The organism is Kiloniella laminariae DSM 19542 (assembly GCF_000374005.1).
Classification (GTDB): Bacteria; Pseudomonadota; Alphaproteobacteria; order Kiloniellales; family Kiloniellaceae; genus Kiloniella; species Kiloniella laminariae.
The window spans coordinates 157,846-171,200 of the sequence record NZ_KB893134.1 but is presented as its reverse complement, the minus strand read 5'-3'; the positions used below and the strand labels follow the sequence as shown (position 1 = coordinate 171,200).

The window sequence follows — 13,355 nt, the reverse complement described above, 5'->3', positions numbered from 1 at the left end:
TATATTTTCATATATATGATTCGTCAAGCCCGGTCTTTTACCAACCGCCACCACCGCCACCGCCACCGCCACCGCCTGATGATCCGCCACCACTGGAGAAACCGCCAGATGAAGACGAACTGCTGCTTGGTGGTGTAGAAGCCGCTGAGACTGTATGACTGACACCACTTTCAATATCGGCAACCAGCCCGCTCATGCCACTACCTGACCAGGAATAAGAGCTATTGTCATTGTACCAGTCGGGTTGATAAGTCCCGCCCTTCTCTTCATTCCCTTCCCAGACAACCGATTCCAGACGTTCGCACCACTGTTTTTCCACACCCAGTGCCATGGCAAAAGGCAGATGGCGTTCAAACTCTCCTTTGGTCAGTTCGGGTTCTTCCCCGATCAAGGCAAGGCGATCTTTTTCAGCCACTGTAAGATAATGTTTATACCCCTCGATCTCATCCATCATCTTGCGCCCCCGGACCGTCGGAGCCTCCATAAGATAATGAAACAGCAGTATCACCGCGTAAATCACCACAATCAGGACATAGAGATTGTCAGAAAGCAGGGAATCAGTGATCTGGGCGGCAACAAAACAGGCAGCAACGGGAATGATTAAAAACACAGTCAGCGAAAGTATCTCCGCCTGGTCCTTGGGAACCCCGCCTTGCAACATCTCGCGGGACAGCCAGTGCTTTAGCCCGGAGAGAAAAATCCCGAGAAACATTGTCATGAAAAACAGCATGAACAACAGGGGAAGGCTGTTATCCATGTCTTCAAACATAACCGCAATAGCAATGGACACCCCCCCCAGAATAGCGCCAAACAGCCAGGTGCCGAAATTTCGTGAGAAGAAACCTTTTTCATACCCCTTGCTCAAGATATCGGTAAAGGCGTCATAGACTTTAGAAAAAGACGAACGATAGACCTGTTCGATCAGGTGCTGGTCACCTACTCTGGGGATAAGCCCGTTAAGAATTTTTTCTTCTCCGGGTGAAAGATATCGGTCAGGACCATCTTTACCTTTTACCAACAGTCGTTTGATCAGATAGCCGTCCAGTTCTTTCGAAAGGCTGATATATCCTTTTGCCGCCAGACTGATCAGAGCGACCGAAAAGGCTCTCTTGCGATCAAATCCATTGCGGAATCCCCCGTTCGCCAGAAAACCGACGGCAGCCGGAGACAAATCCTTTGGTGCCGAAAAAAGCGGAATGACAACCCCGCCTTTGGGATCCCGACCAAAAGCAACCCAGGTCAAAAGGAAATAGCCAAGCGTTATCGCCAGCCCCAGTCCCCCGAGAATCAGTCCAATATTTTCATTAAAAAAAAATGCTGCCCGTTCTTCCGGGCTGGGGGCCGCGACAAACCCCTTGGGCCAGGAAACAGCAATGGTTAGTCCTTCGTTTCTATAGAGACGTTCCGTGGTCTGGAAAGTCACAAGCCCCTTGGAGACAAAACTGCTATAGGCATTACCATTATCTCCGAAATACCCGGTATAACCCGTTTTGTTCAGAACCTCTGCCCCGTCAGGCAAGAACACATTGGCGGTCACTTTCTCAATTGGCAATTCCCAGCCATTCCCGGTTACATTCCAGTAAAGTTCATCAAAATCAGCCAGATAACTCAGTTGCCGGGTTGTACGATATTGAATTTCGTAACTGTACTCCCCGTCAGGAAGGAAGTAATTTTTGTCGCCGATATAAACCCGCACACCATTGCGTTGATCCTGGGTAAAATAGGACTCAGCCTTCCCGTCACGCCGTACGGACAACAGCTCAAATCCGATGTGATACTTCGACCCCTTTACCGTATATTTGGTTGGAAATTCCCGATAGATACCGCGTTTGATCTGGTCTCCTTCCGCATAAACCCTGATGGTTTCTGTCACCAGAAGGCTGCCGTCGCGCTGAATCACGATATTCGAGGTGAAATCCTGAATTTTCTCCTTGGCTGAAGCAAGGGCTTCACCTGCGTTCAAAACCAGGAAAAACGCCGTAACAAATCCCATAACCCTGGATAATTTGATCAAATGACATTTCATAATGCTACCCCCGGAACCTGCCTGTCGTGTGAATCTTCTATCTGAAAATATTCCGCCCGTTCAAAACGAAACTGCCGGGCGATCAACACATCGGGAAAGGATTCTACCGCAATATTCAGAATCCTGACCGTACCATTGTAATAACGCCGGGCCATCTGGATATTGTCCTCAATTTCCGAAAGGGATTTTTGCAATCCAAGAAAACTCTCATCGGCCTTGAGATCAGGATAATCTTCCACCACTGCAAAGAGCCCGACCAGAGCCTGTGACAATAGCCCTTCTGCCGCTCCCCGTTCCGGAACAGCTCCCCGTACAGCATCTGTGCAACGCGCCCGGGATTCTGTTACCGCCTCAAGGGTCGATTTTTCATGGCTCGCATAGCCTTTGACCGTTTCAACCAGATTGGGAATAAGGTTGGCCCGGCGTTTGAGCTGAACGTCAATACCGCTCCAGCCCTCAGCTGCCTGTTGTCGGTAGCGTACCAGCTTGTTGTAGATGGCAACCGCCCAGAGAAACAGAACCAGAAAACCCCCGATACCGATCAGGGCAAGTGTACTCAGTGACAACATTTTCATCCCTTGAGAGAAGACAAATCTGCCTCACTATACACAGCAGGGGAATCTCTGCCATTCGCAAACTGGAAATTCTGTAGATTGCCTCTGGCTGTTAATCAGAAACCAGATTGAAAATTAACAGGAAAAATAACCTGGCGAAAACTATACAGCTCACTGAGGAGCGTTCTCTTCCAGAACATGATGCGCCATATCGGCAATAACATGTCTGATATGCTGGTCAGCCAGTTCATAGAGCACACGCCGGCCATCTTTGCGCGCGACCAGTATCCGGGCATCACGGAGCTGCCTCAGGTTATGACTGGTAAGAGACTGGGACTGACCTGTTGCCTGCGAAAGTTCGGAAACCGAACAGGCCTGCGCAAAACAGCAGAGACAAAGCCTGAGACGCCCCTCGTCCCCGAGAGTGTGAAAAATGCCGCTCAGGCTTTCCAGCCCCGCACGATCAAGGTACGGCAACCCGGCACAGCAATCTTGTTCGCTAACGGCTTCTCCTTCGCCGGGCAAACAGTCCTCATGCTTATTTGCTGTGCTCATCAGCCTGACCTAGTTGACCAGAGGCGCAAAACTGGCTGGTGCCGGATCAACCACTTCAATCAGATCCCTTTTGAGTGTCAGCACGGCAAGTCCGCGTTCGCTACGGCCATCGGGATGCAGCCGGAACACACCATCCAGTCCGGAAAAGCCCTGTGGGTTGGTCAAAACCTGCTGTGAATAACTGGTCTTGATGGATTGGCTTTCTGCCTGCCTTGCAACAACAGCAGCCAGCGCCACTGAATCATAGGCCAAAGTCACGAGACGCGGCGGCTCTTTGCCATAAAGAGTTTGATAGCGGTTACTGAAACCATCCCAGTGAGCTGGCGACGGAGAAGCATACCAGCTGCCTACCAAGGCAGGTTCCCGGCCCAGCTTCGGATTATTCCACAGGGCGGTTCCAATATATTTAACCTGGCTGGGATCAATATCGTAATAGTTCATCAAAGGAGCAATAGTCAGTAACTGCTTGCCCCCGGTCGGAACAATAATCGCATCGTAGCCCGGCGGGTTGAGGGTATCGCGTCCGGTCAGGCGACGCAGAGCTTTGAGCGAGGCTGCATCTCCTTTAGCCCGAAGCTGGGCCCGATGGGAAATCAGGGCTTGATGACGCTGGTCATAGCTGGCAATCGCCTTGACCTCGTCATTGAGATCCGGGTCATTCGGATTGAAGAAACTCAGTTTTGCCAACTCGACTCCTGATCCGTAGGACTGAATCTGCAAGGCACTGACAACCCGTCGCCCATAGTCGTCATCCGGGGCAAAGACCGCCACCCGGCGCACGCCCTGCGAAGCGGCATAATCAACAACCCGGCGAATCTGTTCTTCCGGCGTCAGGCCCAAAACATAGATGCCGTTACCTGCAACCGCCTGGTCATTGGAAAAAGACAGAACACTGACGCCTGCCGCCCGTGCCAGAGGTGTAATCGCCGAAACCGACGTGGCAAACAACGGCCCGATCACAAGATCAACTTTTTCCTGCAATACTGCTTCCATAGCCCGACGCGCACCATCTGCTGTGCCGGCAGTATCGCGCACCACAAGCTCAAATTTTTCACCCGCCAGATCGAACAGGGCCAGCTGGGCCGCGTTCATCAGCGCCTGACCAACCTCTTGGTGCCGACCGCTGAGAGGCAGCAGAACACCGACCTTGGTTTTATAGTCCCCGATGATCAGAGGCTGGTTCTGCAGATCCGCAAAAGGTTCCTGTTCCGTCGCGCCTTCAGCTTCCAGTGCCTCAAAAGCATCCTGTTCGGTTTGCGTTGTTTCAGCATCCGTGGTCGATTCTGCGACAGGCGGTTCTTCAACCGTTGCGTCAGGTCCTGTTTTCATGGTTGTTTGACAGGCGGAAACAATCAGTAAAGTTGCCAGAATCAGGGGCAGGGATACTGCCTTGCGGCCAAACCGCGCAAAAAATCCAACCAGGAAAGTTGCCAACGTTGAGTTCAAAACCCTCACCCTCTCGAAATCGTCCCGCCAGTCATGCGTCTGGGGCTAATAAAGCACTCCCGGAGGATCAAGCCAACAGGAGATCTGCACCTGAAGCCGAAAAATCGGCCGAAAAGTCAGCCGAAAAACTGAATGCAGCACTTTACCTTGTTGCAACCCCTATCGGCAACCTGGGCGATATGACTGATCGCGCAAAAAAAATCCTGGCTGCAGCAGACCTGATCGCCTGCGAAGACACCCGGGTGACCAAAAAACTGGCACAGGCCTTTGGTTTTACCGCACCTCTGATCGCCTATCACGAACACAATGCGGAAAAGGTCCGGCCAAAGCTTATTGAAAAGGTAAAAAATGGCGGGGTCGTGGCTCTGGTATCCGATGCCGGGACGCCGCTGATTTCCGACCCCGGCTATAAACTTGCCGCCTCGGCCATTGACGAGGGAATCGACCTGATCTCCATCCCCGGAGCTTCAGCCCCCCTGACTGCTTTACTGCTTTCCGGTTTGCCCTCGGACAGATTTTTCTTCAACGGCTTTCTGCCAAGCAAAACCGGTGCACGCTGCAAAAATCTGAAAGAGCTCGAAAGTATTCCCTCTACCCTGATTTTTTTTGAATCAGCCAACCGTTTGGCCAGCAGCCTCACCGACATGGCAACCGTCCTCGGCAACCGTCCCGCCGCTGTTGCAAGAGAGCTGACCAAAAAATTCGAGGAAGTCCGGCGTGGTTCCCTGCAGGATCTCGCAGCACACTACACCGAAGCCGGGGGCCCAAAAGGGGAGATCGTTGTCGTGGTTGGTCCACCTGGCAAAGCCGCCGCAGCAATTACAGATGCAAGCCTTGATGAACAGATCAGCGATGCACTGCTGCAGAATTCCCTGCGCGATGCCGCAGAAATTGTGGCCACAGCAACAGGCCTGCCAAAGAAAAAAATCTATCAGCGGGCATTGGATCTCACCAAAAAAGCAGGAAATTAAGCCCCTTCATTAACGCAGAAGTATATCCATGGATAGCCCCTCAACAAAGGCAAAAAAGGCCGCTCGAACCCGCGGCGTCAGAGCCGAAATGATCGCGGCGTGGTATCTGCGTCTGAAAGGTTACAAAATTGTTGCAAAAAATTATAAAACGGCTCTTGGAGAGATCGACCTTATCGCCGTAAAGCAGGATACCATCTGCTTTGTCGAGGTCAAAAAACGTCCCGACACAGCAGAGGCTGCTGCAGCCATAGCAAAAAAACAGCAAATCCGGATTTTTCGGACTGCCAGCCGTTTTTTGACACAAAATCCAGCCTTTGCTGCTTTTGATGCCAGATTTGATGCTATCCTTATTGGCGCCACAGTTTGGCCCCAACATATCACCAATGCATGGCAGAACCCTTGAGGCTGCCTTGCTTGAAACGTAAAGAATTGTCATTCAGGAGTGAGATCACAATGACCGTTAAGGGGACCGAGCAACGCACGACAGAACAGCGTGCTGGCTTGAACAGAAGAATCATAACCCCGATCGCCTTTGTTTTTCTGGGGCTATCAACCCTGAACGCCTGCACCCCTCTGGGCGCTGCAGTTGGTGCCGGGGCTGTTGCAACAACAACTGCTCTTGAGGAACGCCCTTTCACCAAGACCGTAAGTGATGCCCAGATCAAGATCGCGATTAATGACAACCTTTTTCAGGAAAATCTGAATATCTTTCGTCATGTCAATATCGCTGTGACCGAAGGGAAGGTACTGCTGACAGGCAATGTTCAGGAACCTGACCACCGGGTTATTGCCGTTCGGGAAGCCTGGAAAGCCAATGGGGTACGCGAAGTTGTCAACGAGATCGAAGTCAATAATGATGCCGGTTTCACTGACTATACCCAGGACGTCTGGATTGCGACCCAGCTGAAATCAAAACTTCTGTTCGACAAACAGATAACTTCGATCAACTATAACGTCGAAACGGTCAACCAGAACATCTACCTTATGGGGATCGCCCAGGACCAGACAGAACTTAACCGGGCCATTGCACATGCCAAGGACATTGACTATGTGAAACGGGTCGTCAGTTACGTCGTCCTGAAAGATGACCCCGCGCGATCAGAGTAACCCACCCTCCGGAGGAATAGCCTTTTTCGGTTATTCCTCTTTTGTCCCCTCGGCTATGCTGGACCAGAAATTAATGATCGATCGACGCCCCTTGTACCGGGATGATCTTGAAAACTGTCTCCAGGCCATCGGCAAGTCTGAAGATGCTGACATTGATCTGGCTGAATCCGCGCTGCTGCTGGCTGTCGGCGATCAGGAAGAAATTTCGCTGGACCGCTATCGCGATCATCTGGATTGCCTTGTTGCCGATACCCGACGCTTGATTGAACAGCTCCCGCCTCGTGATGGCCCGCCCCGCCTGACTGACTGCCTCCAGGCAATTGGCACAGTCTTGTATGATCTGCACGGCTATAGCGGGGACAAGGACAACTATAACAATCTTGAAAATGCTAATTTTCTGACCGTTATCGACCGGCGCAAGGGCCTGCCGATTGTTCTCGGAATTCTCTATATCCACATTGCCCGCTCCCTGGGCTGGGATGTCGACGGCCTGAATTTTCCCGGACATTTCCTCCTGCGTTTCAACCATGGCAAGGACAGGGAGATCATTGATCCCTTTGACAAGGGCTCAATCCGCAACAGCTTCTGGCTCAGAAACACGCTGAAAGAATATCTTGGTCCGGACAGCGAACTTAAAACAGAATATTGCCGCAAGGTCAGCAACAGAGGTATTCTGTTGCGCTTGCAAAACAACGTAAAAATCCGCCTGATCGAAGCTGAAGATCCGGAAAAGGCCCTGGCGGTTCTTGATCAGATGCTGCTTATCGCGCCGAAAGAAGCCTCGATCTGGCGCGAAGCAGGGATGATGCAGGCCTATTTAAACAATATGGTGGCTGCAATCCGTTCGCTTGAACACTATTTAATGATTGAGGAAGATCCCCGAGGTCATCCCGAAGCAGCCCGGCTTTTGCAAAAGCTGAAAACACAACTGAACTGACCAGATACGGACCCTAGACCATGACACTTTCCGTTGCCATTCAGATGGACCCTGTTTCCACCATTAACATTGATGGCGACAGTTCTTTTATTCTTGGGCTGGAAGCACAGAAACGCGGCTATACGCTGTATCACTATCTCGCCCGAGATCTGTCAATGAAGGGGACAAAGGTCTATGCCCGCTGTCGTCCCGTTACCTTTCGTCGGGAACAAGGAAATCACGCTACTTTGGGTGAAGCACGCCTGATGGATCTGGCCGACATTGATGTGATCCTGATGCGACAGGATCCCCCTTTTGACATGTCCTATATCACCGCCACCCATCTGCTTGATCATGTTCACCCGAAAACCCTGGTGGTCAATGACCCCACCTGGGTGCGCAACTGCCCGGAAAAGCTGTTCATTGCAGAATTCCCTGATCTGATGCCGCCCACGCTGATCACCAATGATCTCCAGGAAATCAAGGCTTTTCGGGAAGAGCACAAGGACATCATTGTCAAGCCGCTCTACGGCAATGGCGGCGCAGGTGTGTTCCATATCAAACCGGGGGATGAAAACCTCAACTCGGTGTACGAGTTGTTTGACAAACATTACCGCGAGCCGATCATCGCCCAGCTCTATCTGCCTGATGTACGCAAAGGCGACAAACGCATTATTCTGATCGACGGCAAGCCTGCCGGTGCCATCAACCGGGTTCCTGCCGACGGCGAAGCGCGTTCCAACATGCATGTTGGCGGTCGCCCGGACCCCATTGGCCTGACGGAACGGGACCACGAGATCTGCGCCGCCATCGGCCCCACCCTGAAAGAACGAGGTCTGATCTTCGTCGGCATTGACGTCATCGGCAATTACATGACCGAGATCAACGTCACCTCGCCAACAGGTATCCAGGAAATCAACCGTTTCAACGGTGTAACCCTCGAAGCCGATATCTGGGACGCAATCGAAGAAAAACTGGTGCGCTAATCTGTTATCGACAGAAGGCAACAAAAGCTGTTGCCTTCTGTTTCTGAACGACCAGAGAACTTAATATTTTACCAGTGTTTTTCAGCCTGCAGCAGTTTTTCCACCTCGTTCCAAACCATCTCAACTGAAATGTCATGAATATCATCACTGCTGGAAATCACAGGCTTGATCCAGTCCGAATAGGCAAAGTGGTAGCTTTTGATAAAGATCCCGACCGCAGGTTGGCTCGACATGGCTGCAAGATTAAGCCCGAAACTATCGTTCCCCACATAGAAAGCACATTTCTGTAGCAAGGCGTGACTGTGATTAAGCGCGATCTTGCGGGTTGTCAGATCGACAAAACGCTCAGGACTGGCCGTCTGCGCCAATATCTTTTGCGCAACAGGTTTTACATCCCCGGCGCCGAACAGCAAAATTTTACCCGGAAAAGCCGCCAGCAACCGCTCTGCAACAGCGGAATAGCCTTCGCCACCCCATTGCTTGTATTCAGCGCTTGAGTTTATTCCAAGAGCAACCATCGGAATAGCGGGATCAAGCTCCAGCTGTTGAAAGGCTTGCTCCACCACATTTTCAGGCTGACGAAAAGCAACATCGCTGCAATCATAGGAAATTCCGGCAGCATCCATCACCAGCGCCGCATGGCTCATAAAAGCGGGCAGGGGCACGTCTTTGGCAACACAGATGCCCTTGTTCAAGAAGCAGCGATTGATTCCACCTTTAAAATAATAACCATAGCGATTTCTGACCCCCGCCAGCAACGTTGCAAAGGAAATCCCCTTGGACTTGTGAAAGACAAATACCGTCTCGATTTTTTCCTTGCGGATCAAACGCGTAAGGCGAAAGAGATCAGCCTGCCCTGATACATCCTGATCTTTGGCTATGGGCAAAACCGAACGCACCAGATCAACCTCGGCAAAAAGCTCGCTAATTTCCCGCCCTTTTTTACAGGCAAGAACCACAGACCTGCCTTTGGCCTGTTGCTGGATCGAACGGATAAAGGGGAGGTGAAACAGGGTATCCCCAAGCCCGCCCCCTGTCACAACCAGTGTATTGCCAAAATCAGTCATCAGCTCTTTAGGGTCCTTGCCAGAATTATATTTAGCGATTAAGTCAGTCTTGTCGAATAATAATAACACCCCAAAAACAGCGTGATATTACTCAGGTTTTTATGACGAAGACTTAACTATTTCAGTCTGTAAATGAACATAAATCCGAAACCTGCCTCTTGGTTTCAGCGCCTTTTTAAAGCTTTTATCCGCCCCTGCCAAACCAAAGTGACTCAGCAGAAAAGAAATTGTTCTTCACCTGCCATCGCCTGTGCCATATTTTAGCTATAGGACAGGAGTTGTGTATTGTGAACGTATCTTCGCTCAATCTGGCTTTATGGGCCGTTAATCTGGAATCGCCGATCAAATCACTCGCTGATTGGGCCGGGCATGTGAATCTCCAGATGGAAAAGGCCAAAAATGCCGGCGCTGACTTTTTGGTCATGCCCGAATATGTGTCCGAACAGTGGATGTCTTTTGCCCCGGCCGGTTTGCAGCCCGATGAAGAAATCCCCTGGATGGCCATGCAGGCCCGTGAAGCCATTGAACGGCTCAAGGGTCTGGCCAAGACCTATGACATGGCGCTGCTCGCCGGAACCTTCCCGGTAACGGTCCAGGGAGAGGACGAGATCGGCGAACACCCGGTGAACGACAATATCGGTCACTATAACCGGGCCCACCTCTTTTTGCCCGATGGCCGCCTGATTACCCAGGACAAACTGAGTCTGACCCCGAGCGAAAGCAATCAGGAGGCCTGGTGCCTGACCCCGGGACAGGAGCTGAAAGTCTTTTCCTGGCGCGGACTGCGCATGACAATCCTCACCTGCCTCGATATCGAGATGCCTGCCCTGTCGATATTGCTTGCTGACCAGAACATCGATCTCATCCTTGTACCTTCCATGACATCAAAACTTGCCGGCTACCACCGGGTATTCGGCTGTGCCAAGGCCCGGGCCGTGGAGCTGCTCAGTGCCGTTGCGGTCGTTGGTCCGATTGGGGAAACACCCTTTCTCGGCGGGAAACGCAAAAACTACACCTCCGCGGCAGCGGTTTATCTTCCCTGTGAGGAAAGCCTGGGACACAACGGTATCGCCACCGAGATTAAACCTGACGACACGACTGTCGGACTGGGGCCCCTGATCATCGCCCATGATCTGCCGCTGAAAGAAATCCGCAAACTCAGAAAAGGCTCTGCCGAAGTCTGGCCCGGCAACTGGTCAGCAGACCATGTCGCGATTGAAGAGCTCTAGTTTTAGAATCCTTCCGGCAAAATCGGCATTCTGGAAACCTTAATAACGGGGCACAATCCCTCTATTTTTCAGATAAAGCCGACAAGCGAGATTAGTTATTTTCTCCCAGCAATTAATTTGCTACAAGCGCGCCAGACAGAGAAGCGGCGGCCTCCTTTTCCCAACCAATTATAGAATTGGCCAAACGGTGACTTGGAATTGGCCGCCCTTTATTTTGATCGCCTTAACGATTACTGGCGATCTCCGGATGGATCTGATCGGACGCTACATGAAAGCCTATAATTTTTGTGATCCCCGCAACATCAAGGCCGAGGTACTCTCCGGCCTGACCGTTGCACTCGCCCTTGTTCCCGAAGCCGTCGCCTTTGCTTTTGTCGCTCAGGTCGAACCTCTTGTCGGCCTTTATGCAGCTTTTATTGTTGGCCTGATCACCGCCCTTGTCGGCGGTCGCCCGGGAATGATTTCAGGGGCTACCGGGGCTCTGGCCGTTGTCATGGTATCTCTGGTTGTTACCCACGGCGTTGAATATCTTTTTGCTGCCGTTGTCCTGATGGGGATCTTCCAGATTCTGGCCGGTGTCTTCCGGCTTGGGAAATTTATCCGCCTTGTACCGCACCCGGTTATGCTCGGGTTTGTCAACGGACTGGCGATCGTGATCTTTCTGGCGCAGCTGTCGCAGTTCAAGGAGATTCCGACGGATCCTTCCAGCAACTGGCTCAGCGGATCAACCCTCTACATCATGCTTGGTCTGGTCGCGGTCACCATGGCCATCAGCTTCCTCCTGCCACGGGTAACAACGCTGATCCCGGCACCCCTGGTTGCCATTGTTGTTGTCTCCGGGCTGGTGATCGGCTTCCAGCTTGATATTCCGACGGTGGGTGATATGGCCTCCATTGCCGGGGGTCTGCCGGAATTCCATATCCCGCTGGTACCTTTCAATCTGGAAACTCTTTATATCATCCTGCCTTATTCGCTTATTCTCGCGGCGATTGGCCTGATTGAATCGCTTCTGACCCTGACCCTGATTGATGAGCTCACCGAAACCAAAGGCCGGACCTCGCAGGAATGCATGGGGCAGGGGCTTGCCAATCTCGTGACAGGATTCTTTGGCGGCATGGGTGGTTGTGCCATGATCGGCCAGAGCATGATCAACATCAAATCAGGCGGGAAAGCCCGCCTTTCCGGCGTCACCGGTGCGGTTTTTCTGCTGATCTTTATTCTCTTTGCCTCAGATTTGATTGAGCTGATTCCGCTGGCGGCTCTGGTCGGCGTTATGTTCATGGTGGTCATCGGCACCTTTGAATGGTCCAGCTTCCGGATTCTGCACCGGATTCCCAAATCGGATGCTTTTGTGCTGATCCTGGTTTCCGGCGTCACCGTCGCAACGGATCTTGCCATTGCCGTGATCGTCGGTGTTCTGGTTTCCTCTCTGGTTTTCGCCTGGAATTCGGCCAAACACATGTATGCCCGTGTCGGTACCAGCGAAGACGGGAAAACCACGGTTTATGAAATCACAGGCCCGCTGTTTTTTGGCTCTATCAGTTCCTTCCGCGATCTTTTCAACCCGCAGGATGATGCCGATGATGTCGTGGTCGATTTCCGTAATGCCCGGGTTTGGGATCATTCGGGACTGGAAGCCATTGATGCGCTGGCAGACCGCTACACCAAATACGGCAAAACTCTGCATCTGCGCCACCTCAGCCCTGACTGTCGCCATCTGCTGGAAAAATCCGTCAGCATGGTCGAGGAAGACAGGGAAGGGGATCCCCATTACGGAATCTTGGTCGATTATGACCGGATGTATCATGAGGACGTGGAAATCCCGCTCAACAACGGGGCCAAAAGCTGAACAGCAGCCTCCCGACAAAAATAAAATAACACCAACACAACAAACCCTGCCTTTTTGGCGGGGTTTGTTACTTTGCCGGAGCGCCAACGCGATAACTGCCGCTTCAACGACCCGTTTGACAGATGTCTACGAATTTGACATGTTCATTCTTTGTTCTGAAACTTTCACGAGATAATGACATGAACAATCAGGATGATCATAACAGACAAAACCATACTGGCGGTTGTCTCTGTGGCAGCTTGCGCTACGAAGTCAAAGCACCTCTCAAAGCCGTTGGTGCCTGCCACTGCAAACAGTGCCGCCGCTGGTCAGGGCACTACTGGGCCTCGGCAGAGTGCCCAATCGACAAATTCAGGATAACCCGCGGGGAAGATTTGCTAAGCTGGTATGTCTCATCGGGCTTTGCCCGGCGCGGCTTTTGCAAGTCTTGTGGTTCCGCGCTTTTCTGGCAGGCAGACCGGCACAAAACCTGGAAAGATCATATCGCCGTATCAGCCGGAAGCCTGGACGAGCCGACAAACCTGAAGGCAGAGAAACATATCTTTTGCCAGTTCAAGGGGGACTATTACGACCTGGCTGACGGCCTGCCCCAGGAAATGACAGAAACCTGATACTCCTGAACAATTCAACCCACGCCTTCTGTTGAGCA

The 13,355-nt window shown here is 51.9% G+C and carries 13 protein-coding genes; 8 read left to right on the top strand and 5 right to left on the bottom strand.

What is annotated here, in order from left to right:
- Nucleotides 1–37 precede the first annotated feature (37 nt).
- The 4 genes from B152_RS0100840 to B152_RS21965 all read right to left on the bottom strand — a co-directional run bounded on the left by B152_RS0100840 (nt 38) and on the right by B152_RS21965 (nt 4,581).
- Nucleotides 38–2,026: a DUF2207 domain-containing protein gene (locus B152_RS0100840; protein WP_020590473.1), complete on the bottom strand. Its 1,989-nt coding sequence runs from the start codon at nt 2,024–2,026 to the stop codon at nt 38–40.
- A complete protein-coding gene (locus tag B152_RS0100835) occupies nt 2,023–2,595 on the bottom strand; it encodes a LemA family protein (protein ID WP_020590472.1) in 573 nt (190 codons plus the stop codon). The genes B152_RS0100840 and B152_RS0100835 overlap by 4 nt, the downstream gene beginning before the upstream one ends.
- A gap of 156 nt (nt 2,596–2,751) precedes the next feature.
- Nucleotides 2,752–3,135 (bottom strand): ArsR/SmtB family transcription factor, encoded by a 384-nt coding sequence (locus B152_RS21970; RefSeq protein WP_020590471.1) that lies wholly within the window; start codon nt 3,133–3,135, stop codon nt 2,752–2,754.
- A gap of 9 nt (nt 3,136–3,144) precedes the next feature.
- Nucleotides 3,145–4,581: a penicillin-binding protein activator gene (locus B152_RS21965; protein ID WP_157230764.1), complete on the bottom strand. Its 1,437-nt coding sequence runs from the start codon at nt 4,579–4,581 to the stop codon at nt 3,145–3,147.
- A gap of 179 nt (nt 4,582–4,760) precedes the next feature.
- Between B152_RS21965 and rsmI the strand changes: the two genes are divergently transcribed.
- From rsmI to gshB, 5 genes are all read left to right on the top strand, one after another.
- A complete protein-coding gene (rsmI, locus tag B152_RS0100820) occupies nt 4,761–5,552 on the top strand; it encodes a 16S rRNA (cytidine(1402)-2'-O)-methyltransferase (protein ID WP_211212084.1) in 792 nt (263 codons plus the stop codon).
- Nucleotides 5,553–5,580: 28 nt separating this feature from the next.
- Nucleotides 5,581–5,955, top strand: a complete 375-nt coding sequence (locus B152_RS0100815) for a YraN family protein (protein ID WP_020590468.1) — start codon at nt 5,581–5,583, stop codon at nt 5,953–5,955.
- A 50-nt stretch (nt 5,956–6,005) separates the two neighbouring features.
- Complete coding sequence (locus B152_RS0100810; protein WP_020590467.1) at nt 6,006–6,659, top strand: BON domain-containing protein; 654 nt, start codon at nt 6,006–6,008, stop codon at nt 6,657–6,659.
- Nucleotides 6,660–6,732: 73 nt separating this feature from the next.
- Entirely contained in the window at nt 6,733–7,596 is an 864-nt protein-coding gene (locus tag B152_RS0100805) for a SirB1 family protein (protein WP_020590466.1), read from the top strand.
- Nucleotides 7,597–7,616: 20 nt separating this feature from the next.
- Nucleotides 7,617–8,561 (top strand): glutathione synthase, encoded by a 945-nt coding sequence (gene gshB / locus B152_RS0100800; protein ID WP_020590465.1) that lies wholly within the window; start codon nt 7,617–7,619, stop codon nt 8,559–8,561.
- A gap of 68 nt (nt 8,562–8,629) precedes the next feature.
- Here the strand turns inward: gshB and B152_RS0100795 are convergent, their stop codons facing one another.
- Nucleotides 8,630–9,628, bottom strand: coding sequence for a glycosyltransferase family 9 protein (locus tag B152_RS0100795; protein ID WP_020590464.1), 999 nt, complete (start codon nt 9,626–9,628; stop codon nt 8,630–8,632).
- Nucleotides 9,629–9,915: 287 nt separating this feature from the next.
- Between B152_RS0100795 and B152_RS0100790 the strand changes: the two genes are divergently transcribed.
- From B152_RS0100790 to B152_RS0100780, 3 genes are all read left to right on the top strand, one after another.
- The gene (locus B152_RS0100790) at nt 9,916–10,857 is read left to right on the top strand and encodes a nitrilase-related carbon-nitrogen hydrolase (protein ID WP_020590463.1); all 942 of its coding nucleotides are present in this window, start codon (nt 9,916–9,918) and stop codon (nt 10,855–10,857) included.
- A 187-nt stretch (nt 10,858–11,044) separates the two neighbouring features.
- On the top strand, nt 11,045–12,706 hold the full coding sequence (locus B152_RS21960; protein ID WP_245549916.1) for a SulP family inorganic anion transporter: 1,662 nt from the start codon (nt 11,045–11,047) through the stop codon (nt 12,704–12,706).
- A gap of 179 nt (nt 12,707–12,885) precedes the next feature.
- Nucleotides 12,886–13,317 carry a GFA family protein gene (locus B152_RS0100780; protein ID WP_020590461.1) on the top strand — a complete coding sequence of 144 codons (432 nt, stop codon included), beginning with the start codon at nt 12,886–12,888 and terminating at the stop codon, nt 13,315–13,317.
- The last annotated feature ends 38 nt before the right edge of the window (nt 13,318–13,355 follow it).